The organism is Psychrobacter sp. NPDC078409, assembly GCF_050268505.1.
In the GTDB taxonomy this organism is placed as follows: domain Bacteria; phylum Pseudomonadota; class Gammaproteobacteria; order Pseudomonadales; family Moraxellaceae; genus Psychrobacter.
The window spans coordinates 678,591-694,818 of record NZ_JBNNGW010000002.1; the positions used below are offsets into that span (position 1 = coordinate 678,591).

13 protein-coding genes are annotated in these 16,228 nt (G+C 44.7%); 2 read left to right on the plus strand and 11 right to left on the minus strand.

Annotated elements, in window-relative coordinates:
* Window positions 1-269 precede the first annotated feature (269 nt).
* Entirely contained in the window at window positions 270-869 is a 600-nt protein-coding gene (gene ybeY / locus ACQKC9_RS05830) for an rRNA maturation RNase YbeY (RefSeq protein ID WP_427620891.1), read from the plus strand.
* Between the two features lie 49 nt (window positions 870-918).
* Here ybeY and ACQKC9_RS05835 read toward each other — a convergent pair whose 3' ends face one another.
* Together ACQKC9_RS05835 and ACQKC9_RS05840 are read right to left on the minus strand one after the other, a co-directional pair.
* A complete protein-coding gene (locus tag ACQKC9_RS05835; RefSeq protein ID WP_427620893.1) occupies window positions 919-1,794 on the minus strand; it encodes a mechanosensitive ion channel family protein in 876 nt (291 codons plus the stop codon).
* A 193-nt stretch (window positions 1,795-1,987) separates the two neighbouring features.
* Window positions 1,988-2,875 carry a TonB family protein gene (locus ACQKC9_RS05840; RefSeq protein WP_191114835.1) on the minus strand — a complete coding sequence of 296 codons (888 nt, stop codon included), beginning with the start codon at window positions 2,873-2,875 and terminating at the stop codon, window positions 1,988-1,990.
* Window positions 2,876-3,456: 581 nt separating this feature from the next.
* Between ACQKC9_RS05840 and ACQKC9_RS05845 the strand changes: the two genes are divergently transcribed.
* Window positions 3,457-4,236, plus strand: coding sequence for a hypothetical protein (locus ACQKC9_RS05845; protein WP_227676866.1), 780 nt, complete (start codon window positions 3,457-3,459; stop codon window positions 4,234-4,236).
* A gap of 108 nt (window positions 4,237-4,344) precedes the next feature.
* Here the strand turns inward: ACQKC9_RS05845 and ACQKC9_RS05850 are convergent, their stop codons facing one another.
* From ACQKC9_RS05850 to nuoG, 9 genes are all read right to left on the minus strand, one after another.
* Window positions 4,345-5,175, minus strand: a complete 831-nt coding sequence (locus tag ACQKC9_RS05850; protein WP_427620948.1) for a ferredoxin--NADP reductase — start codon at window positions 5,173-5,175, stop codon at window positions 4,345-4,347.
* A 190-nt stretch (window positions 5,176-5,365) separates the two neighbouring features.
* Window positions 5,366-6,844 carry an NADH-quinone oxidoreductase subunit N gene (locus ACQKC9_RS05855; RefSeq protein WP_427620895.1) on the minus strand — a complete coding sequence of 493 codons (1,479 nt, stop codon included), beginning with the start codon at window positions 6,842-6,844 and terminating at the stop codon, window positions 5,366-5,368.
* Between the two features lie 3 nt (window positions 6,845-6,847).
* Window positions 6,848-8,473, minus strand: coding sequence for an NADH-quinone oxidoreductase subunit M (gene nuoM / locus ACQKC9_RS05860; protein ID WP_341608817.1), 1,626 nt, complete (start codon window positions 8,471-8,473; stop codon window positions 6,848-6,850).
* A 2-nt stretch (window positions 8,474-8,475) separates the two neighbouring features.
* Window positions 8,476-10,350, minus strand: a complete 1,875-nt coding sequence (gene nuoL, locus ACQKC9_RS05865; RefSeq protein ID WP_427620897.1) for an NADH-quinone oxidoreductase subunit L — start codon at window positions 10,348-10,350, stop codon at window positions 8,476-8,478.
* Between the two features lie 4 nt (window positions 10,351-10,354).
* Window positions 10,355-10,663: an NADH-quinone oxidoreductase subunit NuoK gene (gene nuoK, locus ACQKC9_RS05870; RefSeq protein WP_025653102.1), complete on the minus strand. Its 309-nt coding sequence runs from the start codon at window positions 10,661-10,663 to the stop codon at window positions 10,355-10,357.
* 98 nt (window positions 10,664-10,761) lie between these two features.
* The gene (nuoJ, locus tag ACQKC9_RS05875; protein WP_114700722.1) at window positions 10,762-11,505 is read right to left on the minus strand and encodes an NADH-quinone oxidoreductase subunit J; all 744 of its coding nucleotides are present in this window, start codon (window positions 11,503-11,505) and stop codon (window positions 10,762-10,764) included.
* Window positions 11,502-12,050 (minus strand): NADH-quinone oxidoreductase subunit NuoI, encoded by a 549-nt coding sequence (nuoI, locus tag ACQKC9_RS05880; RefSeq protein WP_010198902.1) that lies wholly within the window; start codon window positions 12,048-12,050, stop codon window positions 11,502-11,504. Before nuoI ends, nuoJ begins: the two co-directional genes overlap by 4 nt.
* Window positions 12,051-12,105: 55 nt before the next feature.
* Window positions 12,106-13,098, minus strand: coding sequence for an NADH-quinone oxidoreductase subunit NuoH (gene nuoH / locus ACQKC9_RS05885; RefSeq protein WP_179798733.1), 993 nt, complete (start codon window positions 13,096-13,098; stop codon window positions 12,106-12,108).
* A 52-nt stretch (window positions 13,099-13,150) separates the two neighbouring features.
* Entirely contained in the window at window positions 13,151-16,219 is a 3,069-nt protein-coding gene (nuoG, locus tag ACQKC9_RS05890) for an NADH-quinone oxidoreductase subunit NuoG (RefSeq protein ID WP_427620899.1), read from the minus strand.
* Between the last annotated feature and the right edge of the window lie 9 nt (window positions 16,220-16,228).

Below are 16,228 nucleotides of genomic sequence, written 5' to 3' on the forward strand. Positions count from 1 at the left end.
TTGTATAAGAAAACCGGATTACTCAAAGTAGTCCGGTTTTTTCTTACCGACAGTTTATTGAATTTAGCTCTTTCGCTACTAGTCGCCTACCAGTAACTTAGCTATAGTAGCCTCTATACATTCTATACATTGGCCTTTATTTATTAACCAAAAACTTAGCAATGAAAGACAATACTTGAGCTACTTTTATATTAAAAGAGCTGGCAAATAAATCACCTAGAAGATGCAGCCTTAAAAACGCATTTATTTATAATAAAAAGGACAGTAACATGAGCCAACCTGACAATACTAATTTTGACGACAAGATCGCTAGTAACCATGCCAGCTTAGCAGCACTTGATATCAGTGCGACCGACAGTATTGATGATGAAATATTAGATACTTTTTATAATCGCGAGCATTTACTATCAGTCATGATGGCGACTTTAGATTATATAGATGGTCGTATTAATAACGGTCTGACCCTACCCTATTTTGCAGATATCGATCCTGAGCTATGGCAAGAAAAGTCTAAAACACTAGATATATATATTACTGATGACGTCGAAGGCCGTGCTTTAAATCTAGAAGCACGGGGTAAAGACTATGCGACCAACATTTTGTCTTATCCAAGCGAATTACCTGCAGCCGTCATTGAGCTGATGCCAACATTACCTCTTGGAGAGCTGATTATCTGTCATGAAGTGATGGTACGTGAAGCGGCTGAACAGGACAAAACAGTGGCGCAGCACATCAGCCATTTGCTAGTGCATGGCGTGCTACACCTACTGGGTTTTGATCACGAGCTCGGACAAGCTGAGCAAAATGAGATGGAGTACTTTGAAATTGAGATTTTGGCAGGTCTAAACCTACCAAATCCTTATGTCTAAACTAGCACTGCTTTATTAAACAGTCTTCTAACTCTTAGACAGCTACTCATTAATCTTTAGTTAATGGTAGCTTTTGCGCTTGACCCATCTGATTGATCATATGGTCTAAGCCTTTGACATGGACGCTGCGCTGCGGGAATGGAATCTCAATCTTCTCATCATCTAAAGCTTGCTTGAATTGCTCTAGTAACTCGCATTGCATCGACCACCAGTCGGCATTGGTTGTCCAAACGTTTAGGGTAAGGTCTACTGAATTGTCGCCTAGATTGGTCACTCGCACGATAGGCTCAGGATCAGTAAAGGCCAATGGGTTGTTTTTCGCCAAACTCAACATCACGTCTTTAGCCGTTTTGATATCAGCATCGTAGCCAATACCGACGGTGATATCGACGCGGCGATTGGGTAGCGCTGTATAATTGACCACAGGTGAAGTCGTGATATCGCTATTAGGAATGATGATATCGTGATTGTTAATGGTCGTCAGATGGGTATTAACCAAAGTAATCTCAGTCACCGTACCTGTGTAGCTACTAATCTGTACATAATCGCCGCGTACAAACGGGCGAAACGTCACAATCATAATACCAGCGGCAAAATTTGATAGCTGGTCTTTTAATGACAAACCAACGGCAACAGCGGCACCACCTAGGATCGCAACGACCGAAGTAGTCTGTACACCGACTTTGCTAAGTGCAGCTAAAATCACTACAACCAATAGCACACCATACAATAGACGACTTAAAAAACTAGCAACTGTCTCGTCCAGATGGCTACGCGTCATCAGGCGATCGGAAAAAGCGACTGCCTTTTTGGCAAGCCAACGTCCCACGATAAATATAAGTATTGCTAAAGCGACTTTAATGACCAACTCTAGGGCATTGCTCGTTAAGGTAGCGACATCGACGGTAAAACCTAAAAATTCCATACTGACTCTTTATTTTATAAGCTGTGTGTTATGAACTTGGGTATCTGTAATGATAAAAAAATAGTGCGTTAAGCGTTATTCTTAACAGTTGTGTTTTCAGCAACTTTATTCTCAGTAGCTTTAATTTCAGTAGCTTTTTTCTTAGTGCTTGTCTCTTTAGCACCTGTCTTCTTAGTGCTTGAATACATTAACCTTAGTACGTTACTTCGACTGTATCACTATAGCGGTAAGTACGTATCAAGCGCAGCTCGACGATATCGCTCATGTCTTCGGTAAATTTACCAAAGGGTGCTGCTTGTCGTACCGACTGTTTGGCCGCTTCATCCAATATCGTAGAGTTTGAGCTTTCAAGTAAACGAATGGCTTTGATATTGCCGTCGTTACTGATGATAACCATAAGCCGTACTTCGCCCGTAATACCTTGGGCACGCGCTTGCACAGGATAGTGCAAGTTGCCCACTCGCTCGACATGCTCACGGAATGTATTGATATAATCGGCTGCCGCACCCCGTGTGGTCGAGTTACTATCCATGGTCACGACTTTAGATTTGGTCGCGTAGACCTGCTGACGCTGAGATAGCTGAGCCTCTAAGGTTGCAATCTGCTTACGTAGCCGCTCTTCTTGTGCCATCGCATCATCTTGCGCTTGCTCGCTATCATTATCCGACTCTACAGTGGCCTGACGCCAACTTAACGTCGTGCGTAGGTAGCTTTCTTGATAGCGCTGCTGACGCACTTTACGCTGTAAATTAACGATGTCTTGAGTCTCACTCATTTGCTCAGCAGACATTGCACTTAACTGATTGTTCTCTTGTCTGAGCTGCTCTTCTATTGTACCGCCGCCCTCTTGTGAAGCATTGGCAATAAAGTGTGCATCTTCATTGGGCTGCATATTGTCGGTCAGTACCTTTGCCACATCTTGCATCATAGCAGCTGGGTCTTTTCCCATAGAGAAGCTAATTCCGAAAATAATCAGCACATGAACAGCCACCGCAATAACAATAGCGACAGGCAAACTTATATCGCGCTTGGGCGCTTGCGCGGAAAAATGATAGCTCTGTGAGTCTTTTATATAGGCCACAATGAATCTCAGCTTGTGAGCACATCAGTACAAAGCACTATTTAACAAGTGTTGTAACGATAGGCATGATTTATACTGGCGCTATCATAACATGACATAGAATTATGTCGCCAGTATAAGCACTGAGACGGCATTTTGACATCTGCCATGCAGTATTGGTAACCTTATCCGCTGATTGAAAAACATGCATTTGAGAATATATAAGGCAGACGAAACACTGTCTATACCAAATGAATTGCTATAAAACGCATGTGTTCATTTTGAAGCCACTGTATTTGTTATATACTGCTTTAGCACAATAGCATTAGTAGCACGATACTTTGCAACAATCAAAACTGTGCATCGTCTTAATTAGGCACAGTAGATGATCAAGCAGCACAGTAAGTGCGGATTTACTGTTTACTAGTATCAGAGGTCAGTTTTTCGCTTTTGCTACCTATCAGTATAAAAATTACTAATGGTCGTAGATATTCAGAAATTATAGATGATTAGCGTTCGTTTAAATTAATGATAGCCTGCAAAGTTTGTTTAGCCATTTTTACGTCACCGATTGAATGACGCGCCCTATAAGGATAATAAGTTTGAGTGACTTTGATAACGTGAATAATTCAGACAATTTTGATGAGTTCTTCGAGAGTATTGGCTATCGTTTTGACGAGTCATTCGGCAGTGGTTGGGAGCGTATCGCCCAATCGGTTAAAGATATCTATAATAAAACGACGGACAAGTTCGAAGATGAGTTGTCATTGCCAGTGGCACAGACTTACGTTAATGATGCACTACAAACATTCGTCACCGACAATGTAAAAGCCATTTTAGAGCTACGCGTCGAGATGCATGATGACTGGTTTCGTTTGTACTGCACTGTCAATGCAGGCGGCATCTATGCCGAGGTAGCAAGTAACTTTAGCCTAGTTCACGTTCAGCTCGATCGCAATGTGCAGCGCTTTGTGTTTGGTCAGCAAACTTATACCGATATATTAAATCTGCGCTGCGAATCTTTCGTGAAACGCCAAGGCGTCAAACTTGCGATTTGGTTTTATCATAGCGTCCTCAAAAAAGACCCTTTAGGATTTATTCTGTCGTACGTCAATATTGCTCGCGCAAAAGACGAAGTGATTTATCTCGATATCCATCGTTGGTTAAAAAATAATAAGAAAATCATGAGTACCTTGCATAAGGTACAGATAAATTATGGTGAGCTAGAAGAAGAGCAAATGATTTTGAAGGCTCAAATCAACTATCGTGATTTGCTGGCGGCCAGCAGTAACGAAGATATCATTGGTGATGATGACGATCCTGAATTGATGCAAGGCCCTATTAATCCTGTAGATGATGCGACTGAGCCAAGCCAAGAGTAAGTCGCTAATGTTTTATCGCATAAGACAATGTTTTATCCCATAAAAAAACGCTGCATCTATAAGGCCAAGAACCTTTAAGATGCAGCGTTTTTTTATTGAAGTCGATAACTACCAGTAGTTCTCTACGGCAATATTACCCTCACCGCGGCGATTCATGACCAGTCCCAGTGTCTTTAACGCCTCTTTAGTATCTTCTACCATATCTGGGTTGCCACATAGCATGACATGCGTAGTATCAATATCTAATGCGATACCCGCGCGCTCTTGCAACGTCCCCTCTAGCAGTAGCTTCGGCAGACGCTCTGATAACGCGCCTTCGACAGGCTCACGAGTGACGATTGGGATAAAGATAAGCTTTGCTGGATTATCAACCAGCGTACCGAAGTCTTCTTGTAGGCTCTCGATTTTTTCAACGTACGCAAGTTCTTCCGTCGAACGGGCACTATAAGCCAGTACAATGTGCTCGTAATCTTCCCATGTCTTTAAATCTTGCAGCATCGACAAAAACGGTGCTAAGCCAGTGCCTGTTGCTAGCAGCCATAAGTCTTTTGGCAATGGTTTTTGGTAGCGTGCTAACGTCAAAAACCCAAATGGCATGGTATTAAGCAGTAGCTCATCGCCCACTTGTAAATGCTGCAATTGCGAGGTAAATGCACCGTCAGGAATCACGATAGAGAAAAACTCTATCACCTCATCAAATGGCGAAGAGACTATCGAATACGCGCGAAAAACATCTTCATTCAATGCGGTATCAGCAGTTTCATCACTTGCATCAGTTTGCTGGTAATATTTTAATTGACTAGGATTGACGCCCAAGCGTACAAACTGCCCCGCTGTAAACTTAAAACTATCGGGACGGCCGACGGTAAAGCTAAATAAATTTGGCGTCCATGTGGTTTTGCTGAGCACCGTTACGGTTTGAATATTATCACTCATAATTATTCGTCACTTATACTTTATTAAACTGTATTTTTATAAGATATCTTTGATAGGCAAAAGAAGATAAATGCCAAAAAGGTAAGCATAAAAAAGATGCGCCAAGCTTATCATAAAGCTGGCGCATCTTGGTTTTTTAACCGTAACAACAGATAGATCGCAGCGACTTATCTGTTGTATTAACTCAGCGACATTACCAAATGCGAGCCAAACTTGCCCACTCAATCATACTATTTGGCAAGATACCAAAGAATAGAATAATCGCCGTCACAGCAATGACCATGATACCACCGGTACGAATACCCCATTGCCCAGACACGTCAAACTCGATGAACTGCTTAGGACGTTTGAACAGCGTGAGTAACACACGTAAGTAATAGAATAGACCAATCGCACTACCCAAGATAATCATCGCAGCCAAGAACCAGTTGGTTCCCTGTACCGCAGCTAAGATAGCAAATAGCTTGGTGATAAAGCCTGCCGTCAACGGAATACCAGCCAATGACAACATCATGATGGTCATCACAGCGGTTAATACTGGACGACGCCAGAATAGCCCTTGATAATGCGTCAGCTCATCGGCTTCACCAGATAAGCGATATGGACTCGACATCAATGTCACTACACCAAAGGCACCGATAGAGGTAAAGGCATAAACCGCCATATACATACTAGAGATACTATCTGCGGCTGAACCAATGCTGACAATCACGATCATCACATAACCCATATGAGCAATAGATGAGTAACCGAGTAGACGTTTAAGACTGGTTTGACGTACTGCCAATAAGTTACCTACCAAGATAGATAAAGTAGCCATGACCATCAATAGCATTTGCACTGATGGCAATGCCAGCAAAGCCGTATCGATTAAGAAACGCACGGCTAATGCCATCATCGCCACTTTTGATACGGATGCTAAAAAGGTAGCGATAGGCGCTGGGGCACCTTCATAAACATCTGGCGTCCACATGTGGAAAGGAGCAGCCGAGAGTTTAAAGGCGATACCAAACATCATCATTGCCGCGCCTAATATCAGTAGTGGCGACTCAAAGATATTGCCTAGCACCATGCTGATTGGCTTAAATGCTAGAGAGCCTACTTCTGCATAGATAAAGGCCATACCCATCAGCAATGTCGCTGATGCAGTCGCTGACAATACCAAATACTTCAATCCCGACTCAAGCGACTGGTTGCGCATATAAGTATAAGCAAGCAAACCATATAACGGTACTGACAGCATCTCCAAGCTCATAAAGAATGACGCCATATGCTGCGCGCTTACCATGAGTAATGCACCAATGGTCGATAGCAGCATGAGCAAGTACAGCTCTTCTTTATTGTCTTTGAGGTTAGCTAAATACGCATAAGACAGCGTACAACAAGCCAAGGCACAGATAAAAATCACCACCATATTAAACTGAGCAAAGTTATCTATAACAAATAACTGCTCAGCGTTTGGTGCGATAGAACCGCTGTCAATCACACCGATCATCTGCCCGATAAGGGTAAATAGACCAACATTCAAGCCTGCCACTGTAATCGTACCAGTGACCATGTGCGAGCGTTTAAAGGTAATCGCGATCATAACCGTCAGTACCGTAATCACTACGGCGATAATCGGCGCGTAAGGCAACAATCCTATCAAATCATTCATCGTAATATCATTCATGACTTAACGTGCCTCCATTACATCAAGCAGCTGCGACGCATCTACCTGTGTCACTTGACTGTATATATATGCGTTATTGATCCACTGCATTGCGTGACTTGAGGTATCAAGGAACGGCTGTGGGTACAGTCCGAGCCATACCAAACCAGCAGCTAACATCAGTAGTAATGACAGCTCGCGCTTGCCCAAATCTTTTAGTTTACGTGCAGGTAAGCCATGTGACTTAGTTTCTCGCTCTGCCAATGCAGCGATGTTGTTTTCACCAAATAGTGCGCGATGAATCAAAATCAACGAGTAAAGACCTGCTAATACCAAACTGAATGTCGCAAAAACCACAAACACTGGATACTGAGCAAATGAGCCAAATAAAATCATGAACTCGCCAATGAAGTTACCCGTACCTGGAATACCTAGTAAAGCAGCACAGAAGAACATCAGTATCGGTGCGTAGTAACGGAACTGTCCCCACATACCACCCATCAAGGTTAAATCGCGTGTATGCAGACGCTCATATAGCTGTCCTGCCATGATGAATAGTGCGGCTGAACTCAAACCATGAGCAAGCATCTGAATCATCAGACCTTGTAAGCTGAGCAATGTTCCAGCATAAATTGCTAGTACCACAAAACCCATGTGCGAGATACTGGTATACGCCAGCAAACGCTTCATGTCGGTCTGCATAAATGCAAGCCATGCACCGTAAAAGATACCAATCGTACCTAGAGTAATTGCTATCGGTGCAAACTCTTGTGACGCTGCTGGAAATAGCGGCAACACAAAACGAATCAAGCCATATGCAGCAGTCTTAATTAGCACACCTGCCAAATCCACCGAACCTGCCGTTGGTGCCTGCGCATGCGCATCTGGCAACCAGCCGTGGAAAGGAATGATTGGCAACTTCACCGCAAAGCCAATGAAGAAGCACAGCATGATTGGATATTCCCAGCCGCCAAGTGACGTACCGAGCAGGTCATTATAGTTAAAGCTCACTACCCCTTTTTGGGCATAGCTGATAATGACCAATACCAAAATACCGATGAGCATGATAAGCCCAGACGCTTGGGTATAGATAAAGAACTTAGTTGCGGCATACTCTTTGGTTTTGCCAACCACATCATGACCCCAAATGGCGATCAAGAAGTAGATAGGAACCAGCATCATCTCCCAGAAGAAGAAGAATAAGAATAGGTCAATCGCTAAGAAAACACCAATAACGCCGCCCAAACTCCATAGCAAGTTTAAATGGAAAAAGCCAACGCGGCGCTGAATCTCATTCCAAGAACAAGCAACGGCGGCCACACCAAGCAACCCTGTTAGGGCCACCATCATCAGTGACAAACCATCTAGCGCTAAGTGAAAGCTAATACCAAAGCTTGGTATCCATGGCACACTAAATTCTGCTACCCAAGGCACTGCAGCATCTGGTGCAATGACCTGCTTGCTCATACCGCTAAAATCGCCCTGCTGCCAAAGTACCAATGACAAAGCAAAGGTCAACATCATACCGATCAAGGCAATCCAGCGCGGCAGACGTTTATTAAATCGCTCTACTACCCAGCATAGCAATCCTGCAATAAAAGGAATTGCGATTAATGCTGGTAGCATCCACGTTTGTTGTAACTCAATCATCTTTACACCACCGTCATCATTACCAGCACCAGCAATACAGCCATACCCAAGCCAAAGCTTGTGGCATAACCTCGAAGAGACCCTGTTTGCGTCGCAGACAATACTTTATTACCAGCTGAGGCCAGCTTAGGTAACAGCAACCACGTTTTATCGATAGGGTCGGCTTTTAATAAGCGGCCGATGAATAAAAAGGGTTTTACAAAAATCACATCATATAGCGCGTCAAAACCTAGGCCATGATAGCACCAATGATATAGCGCCCCACCAATACGTGAGCGCTTAAAGCTAGTGAGCAAGCGACCTTTGTTGACAACATACAATAGTGCGGCCAATATCAAACCTGCTGCCATGGCACCCATCGCGATATATTCTGCGGTGTGCTTAGCATGCGCTTGACCAGCAACTTCTAATAGATGACCCACGCTCTCTGGCAATACACCATCTAATGGCGGTGTAATCCAAGCACCAACGGCTGTAGATAGCACTAGCAAAACGGTCAAAGGTAACCAGTACGAAACGCCTGATAGCTTATGCGCATGGGTTTTTTCTTCGCCAAAGAAGATGATCCAAATCATACGGAACGTATAAATCGCCGTTAGGAACGCACCGAATACACCCATATAAAATAGTACTAAGTGACCTGTGGCATAAGTTTCCCAAAGAATTGCTTCTTTAGAATAAAAACCAACGGTAACCCAAGGTATCGCAGCGAGTGCACCGCCACCGATGATATAACACCAAAATACCAATGGTATCTTTTTGCGCAGACCACCCATCTTAAAGATGTCTTGCTCGTGATGTACCGCAAGGATGACCGCACCTGATGATAAGAACAGCAATGCTTTAAAGAAAGCATGGGTCATCAAATGGAAGATTGCCCCTTGCCACGCGCCCACGCCCAATGCCAAAAACATATAGCCAATCTGACTCATGGTCGAATACGCAAGAATACGTTTGATGTCTGTTTGCGCGAGTGCACAGAATCCAGCAACGACCAGCGTCAATGCCCCTACGCCGCCCACCCAATACAATAAGATACCTGGAGTCAGCTCAAACAATGGATGTAAACGAGCAATCAGATAAACCCCTGCCGTCACCATCGTTGCAGCGTGAATCAATGCCGATACTGGTGTTGGACCTGCCATCGCATCAGCAAGCCATGTATGTAGTGGCAACTGGGCTGATTTACCCATCGCGCCGCCGACCAACATCATAGTCGTTAGCATCATCGTTGGGTTATTAACATCGAATACTTCTGGCGCGCGCGTAATAATCTCTTGAATATTAAGCGTACCGAATTCGCGGAATAATAAAAACAAACCAAAGGCTAAGAACACATCACCCACACGAGTAACGGTAAAGGCTTTCATCGCGGCACGGCCGTTGGCTCTGTCGTGATAATAATAACCAATCAATAAGTACGAACAGATACCCACGCCTTCCCAACCGAGATATAGCAAGAACAAATCATCTGCGAGTACCAGTAACAACATACTGGCCACAAACAAGTTCATATAGCTAAAGAAACGAGCAAAGCCAGTGTCGCCTTTCATATACCAAGAGGCAAACAGGTGAATCAAAAAGCCAATCCCAGTAATGACACCAGTCATGGTCAATGCTAAACCATCAAAGCTCAAACCGAAATGTGGGGCAAAATCGCCAACTTGGAACCATGTCCATAGCGGAACTTCTATTACCGTTCCAGCTGGATTGGTGGTCGAAAAGGTATAGCTAACCACTAGCGTACATAATGCTGAGAGCAACATGCTACCTACGCCAACAATCGCTGCGACCGTCTCCGATAATTTGTCGCGCATAAAGGCTAAAATCAAAAAGCCAATGAGCGGGAATATAAAGGTTAATGGTAATAAACTCATGACATCATCCTTTCATCTCATTGGCGCTATCGACATCGAGATGCCCACGCTGATGATAAAAACGCAATAATATTGCCAGACCAATTGACGCTTCAGCCGCGGCCAAGGTCAAAATAAAGATAAACATAATCTGTCCGTCTGGATCTACCCAGCGACTACCTGCTACTACAAATGCCAATGCTGCCGCATTCATCATGATCTCAAGACTCATGAGCATAAATAGGAAGTTACGTCGTACCATGACACCGCACAGACCGATAGCAAATAAAATACCTGCCAAAATCAGTCCATGACTCATGGGTATCATACCCAGTACATTTTGCGCCTCAGCAACTGGCTGTACTAAGCCTGCCACCTCGTGGGCAAACGGCACGTTTGACACATCTTGTGCCACGCTTGCTGCTAGTACCATTAGTCTGACTCCTTGCGCGTAACTTTGTTCGCACCTACTTGACTACCTGCTTTCATGCCTACCTTCATACCAACATAGTCATGCGGATCAACATCTTTATATTCATAAGGCTTAGCCATTTCTACGCCATCATGCTGTGTAAGCGTACTATCATTGTCGTATTGTTTGATACTGCCTACGCTTGGCTTGAAATTTTGGCTATCGTTACCGATGACCTCATCGTCGACTGTCTCTTTACCTAAATGATAAGCGGCGACCAAGGCTGCCAATAATAGCAATGCGGCTACTTCAACCAGCATAATGTATTTGGTAAATAACACCGTACCGACTGCTTTGGCAGAGATAGTCGTGCCACCCATCATGACAGCTTCATCATGATTGAGACCAATCATCGCATAGAGCACAACGGCAATAATTATCGTCAATCCTGTCGGTATCGCCCAAGTGCCTGCATCGAGCCAACGCTCTTCGCGCTCGTCATTACTCATGCCCAAATTAAGCATCATGATAACGAAAACAAATAGCACCATAATGGCACCAGCATAGACAACAATCTCTAATGCTCCTGCAAACGGCGCACCTAATACAAAAAATATCCCAGCAATTGCCAACAACGACACAATCATCGATAAGATAGCATGCACTGGATTGGCCTGAGTCACTACGCGCAGACTGGCAAATATCGCCACTGCTGCAAGCGAATAAAACCCAGCCAATTCAGGATGGTTTAAAATATTCATCATGGTAGCAAGCTCCTTAGATCAATCGGTGCAGACTCATTTTGTGCTGCGCCTTTTGGTTTATCTGCTACCGCCATACCTGTCACACGATAATAGTTATAATCAGGGTATTTACCTGGTCCTGAAATGAGCAAATGCTCTTTTTCGTAGACCAAATCTTGGCGCTTATATTCACCCAGCTCAAAATCTGGGGTCATTTGAATCGCTGTCGTTGGACAGGCTTCTTCACACAATCCACAAAAGATACAGCGTGAGAAATTGATACGGAAAAACTCTGGATACCAGCGTCCATCTTCGCGCTCGGCTTTTTGTAATGAGATACACCCTACCGGACATGCCACCGCACACAAGTTACAAGCGACACAGCGCTCGTCTCCATCAGGATCACGCGTGAGGACAATACGTCCACGAAAACGCGGCGGTACAGGTACCGGCTCTTCAGGATAAAGGATGGTGTCACGCGGTCTGAGCGCATGACTATTGACCATCCACATGCTGCGGACAATGGTAAATATACCAATGACGGTCTTTTTTATGGTAGTAAACATGGGATTATTATCCTTATCAGCTTTACCCTAGTTCATCAGTGATGGCTAGTAATGACTATAACGTTGGGGAAAAGATCAAAATGACCGCAGCAGTAATCAACAGATTGATCAAGGTTACGGGCAGACATACTTTCCAGCCAAAGTTCATCACCTGATCATAACGCGGACGCATGAGTGAGCCTCGAGCCAAAACAAACATGGTCATAAAGAACAGCGTTTTAATCATGAACCAAAAAGCTGGTGGAATAAATGGAATATCTAGATTGAACGGCGCGAGCCAACCGCCAAAGAACAAGCAAGTCATCAAAGCAGAAATCAAGACAACGTTGACATACTCACCAATGAAGAACATACCAAACTTCATGCCAGAATATTCGACATGATAACCTTCAGCCAGTTCTTGCTCTGCTTCTGGTTGGTCAAATGGATGTCTATGCGTAACGGCCACACCAGCCACGACAAAGGTCAAAAAGCCAAAGAACTGTGGAATGATATACCAGCCATCCGCTTGTGCTTCGACAATGGCGCGCAAGTTAAATGAACCTGTCAGGGCAACAACGCCCATCAACGACAAACCCAAAAACACTTCGTAGCTGATCGTCTGTGCTGCTGAGCGTAAACCACCGAGTAGTGAGAATTTGTTGGCAGAGGCCCAACCACCGAACATCACCGCATAAACCGCAATACCTGCCATGGCAAAGAAAAACAGAATACCAATATCCCAATCAACCACGCCAAGCGTTGGCGAGATAGGAATAATGGCAAATGAAGCCAAGGCAGTAAACATTGCGACCGCAGGTGCCAAGGTGAACATAAACTTATCGGTAAAGTTTGGTGTCCAATCTTCTTTAAAGAAGATTTTGAGCATATCGGCGACTAACTGCAACGAACCAAAAGGCCCAACACGGTTTGGACCATAACGATCTTGCCATAAGGCCAACATACGGCGCTCATAGATAATCATCATCGCGGCAACCAATACCACAACCAAAAAGATGACTAGTGATTGACCCACCAAAAACAGAATAGACCAAGTATCAAAGCTCATGCTATTGGCCAAAAAGCTTGGCACATCAGGGATAATACGGGTAACTTGCATATTACACCTCCTGTGTGGTGGTCGGCGCTGCGTTTATTTGCGCAGTATCGTTATTGTTCATCATGTCGTTAGCCATGCTACCCATCATCGTCACTGGTGCATCTACTTTACGCACCGACGCTGGCATCGATGGGTGAATGATACTCACCTGCCCGACTGGGTAACCGATACAACCTTCTGCTAAGTAACCGACAATCTGTACTGGCAAGGTGATTTGTTGCTTATCAATCTCAATCGCTAGGTAATCACCAGCAGTGATATTCCAGTCTTTGGCATCGTCTATACCAATACGCCATGCTGCAACGGGTAGTTGCTCTGCGACAATTGGGCTACGTGATGCCATCATTGAGCTGGCATAGATATTATGAATCGGTACCAGTTTCGCTTGGCCTTGCTGCAAGTCAGTTGTATTCGAAGACATCGCTTCTGGCGCCACATATTGACGAGTGGCTAGGCGCTCTAGCTGATCGAACAAACGCACACCTGGATCACCATTTTTCAGATGACCGCCGACTTTGTCTTGGTATTTATTCCACGCTTGCGGTGAGTTCCAACCTGCCGCATTGGCAAAAGGAATCATCGAGCTTGGCGTTTCTTTACCGCTATAACCCTCCATTGAGAAGGTCAAACCAGTGTCCAAATCTTTTGGCTGCATTGGCTCGTGTACTGAGATTGGCGCACGCATAGCAGTACGACCTGAATAACGACGCGGTTGACGCGCGATTTTCAGACCCGTTATACGGTAATCAGCATCAGGTGCAGCGCCTTTAATACCCGAAAGTTTAGGATGGGTGGCAATCAATGCATTGATGACATCATCCAACTGCGTCCAGTCGACATCACGACCTTCAATGCTGCTATGCACAGCATGTATCCAGCGCCAACCTTCTTTGATACTGCTCATCGGATGGTAGTATTCGTTATCGTAAACTTGGAAGAAACGCTGCGCACGGCCTTCAGCTGATATCAATGTACCATCTGCTTCTGCAAAGCTAGCCGCTGGTAATACGATATCGACGTCTTTGTGCCAATCAAGGAGCTGATGATCTAACGCAATGACCGTTTTATCAGTCAGTAGCTGCGTCAATTTATTGGCATCAATCGCATCTGTTAGCTGGTTTTCTGCAACCACAACCACATCGTAATCAGTCGCTAGCAGTTCTTCAACTGACTGACCGCCAAGCATACAAACGCCCATGCTATTGGCATCAGGAACCGTTAGATAGATACCGGCTTGTGTCTGATACTTGTTATTTACTTCTTTTAACTCAAGTTTTTCAGCAGGCTCACGTTCGACATCATCTTGAGCTTCTGTATTTACACCTGTTTCAGGTTTGTTTGGCTTGGCAGATAAATCTTGGTCTTCTTCAGGCTGGTCATTAGCCGCTTTTGCTTGCGCTGCCTGTACTTTGGCATTATGTGCCTCAACCTGCTGCTGCTCAGTCGCTTTGATTGCCGCGCGTTTTTGGGTCAATGCTTGGGTAATCTGTGCCGCTGCTTCTATCAATGCGGTAGAAGACAAGCTACTACCCGAGACAACTAACGGCTTATCAGCTTGAATCAAGTCATAAGCGATTTGCTGCGCCAACGCTTGCATACCGTCAGTTTCAGCACTTGCATCAGCTGTTTGTGGATCTGCTATGTCTGCTAAATCATCAGCGAAATTAGCGATTTCATCAGCAACCTTGAAGCCAAGTTTAGTGATATCTTCAGGGGTCGCCACTACGCTCACTTTACTGATATCTTCTAACTTAGTTTGCGTTACATCGATGACATAGACTGGGCTTAGCGCATCTTGAGCGATACGCTTAACTGGTTCAGCAAGCCAAGGCTGCGTTTGCAGCGCCGCCGCCATTTTTAGGCCTTCATTTTTTGCCGCTTGACGTACTGACAAAGCGACACGTGATGAAGTTTGCGTGATGTCTTCACCTAATACGAGCACCGCATCATGCGTTTCGATATCGGTCATGCTAGGGTTATAAATGCCTTCCGTGCTAAGCACTTCGATGCATTTATTGACCAGTGCTTGCTGCTGATGATTCAGACCTGTTGAGAAGTTATCAAAGCCGACCAGATTTTTTAGCGCAAAGTTAGTCTCTAAACTGGCACGCGGTGAGCCAATTCCGATGACTTTTTTATCTTTGATACGTTTGATGGTTTCATCAAGTGCGTAGTCAATATTGATTTTGACATGCTTATCATTGATACGTTCAAGCGCTTGGGTTGGACGATCATCACGATTGACATAGCCATAACCAAAGCGGCCACGGTCACATAAGAAATAGCGGTTTACTTCGCCGTTATAGCGGTTTTCGATACGGCGCAATTCACCATAACGCTCGCCCGGTGAGATATTACAACCAGCTGAGCAACCATGACAGATGCTTGGCGCATACTGCATGTCCCATTTACGGTTGTAGCGCTCAGAGTGGGTTTTATCAGTAAACACACCTGTTGGGCAGACTTCGGTTAAATTTCCTGAAAATTCGCTTTCAAACTGACCATCTTTATCACGGCCAAAGTAAACACGATTGTTTGAGCCATAAACGCCCAAATCTTCGCCGCCCGCATAGTCTTTATAAAAACGTACACAGCGATAGCAAGCGATACAACGGTTCATCTCATGCGCGATGAATGGACCAAGCTCTTGGTTATGATGCGTGCGTTTGGTAAAGCGATAGCGACGACGGCTATGACCTGACATATAGGTCATGTCCTGCAAATGACAATGTCCGCCCTCTTCACAGGTTGGACAGTCATGTGGATGGTTGGTCATGAGTAGCTCAACCATCGACTTGCGGAATGCTTTGGCTTCATCGTCAGTCACAGAGATGTACATATCATCGCCAGGAGCGACCATACATGACATGACGAGACGACCGCGACCTGCTTCCATATCTTCTTTATTTTGGAATTGCTTGACCGCGCACTGACGGCACGATCCTACTGAGCCAAGGGCTGGATGATAACAAAAATACGGCACATCAATGCCGAGTGATAAGCAGGCTTGTAGCAAGTTATCTGCGCTATCTACTTCGACAGTGGTTCCATCAATATGTATGACTGCCATGCCGCTCTC

Coding starts and splice junctions, on each gene's coding strand:
- nuoH (WP_179798733.1), bottom strand. CDS start 13,098: ATGAGCTTTGATACTTGGTCTATTCTGTTTTTGGTGGGTCAATCACTA.
- ACQKC9_RS05835 (WP_427620893.1), bottom strand. CDS start 1,794: ATGGAATTTTTAGGTTTTACCGTCGATGTCGCTACCTTAACGAGCAAT.
- ACQKC9_RS05855 (WP_427620895.1), bottom strand. CDS start 6,844: ATGAATGATATTACGATGAATGATTTGATAGGATTGTTGCCTTACGCG.
- nuoI (WP_010198902.1), bottom strand. CDS start 12,050: ATGTTTACTACCATAAAAAAGACCGTCATTGGTATATTTACCATTGTC.
- nuoM (WP_341608817.1), bottom strand. CDS start 8,473: ATGATTGAGTTACAACAAACGTGGATGCTACCAGCATTAATCGCAATT.
- nuoG (WP_427620899.1), bottom strand. CDS start 16,219: ATGGCAGTCATACATATTGATGGAACCACTGTCGAAGTAGATAGCGCA.
- nuoJ (WP_114700722.1), bottom strand. CDS start 11,505: ATGATGAATATTTTAAACCATCCTGAATTGGCTGGGTTTTATTCGCTT.
- nuoL (WP_427620897.1), bottom strand. CDS start 10,350: ATGAGTTTATTACCATTAACCTTTATATTCCCGCTCATTGGCTTTTTG.
- ybeY (WP_427620891.1), top strand. CDS start 270: ATGAGCCAACCTGACAATACTAATTTTGACGACAAGATCGCTAGTAAC.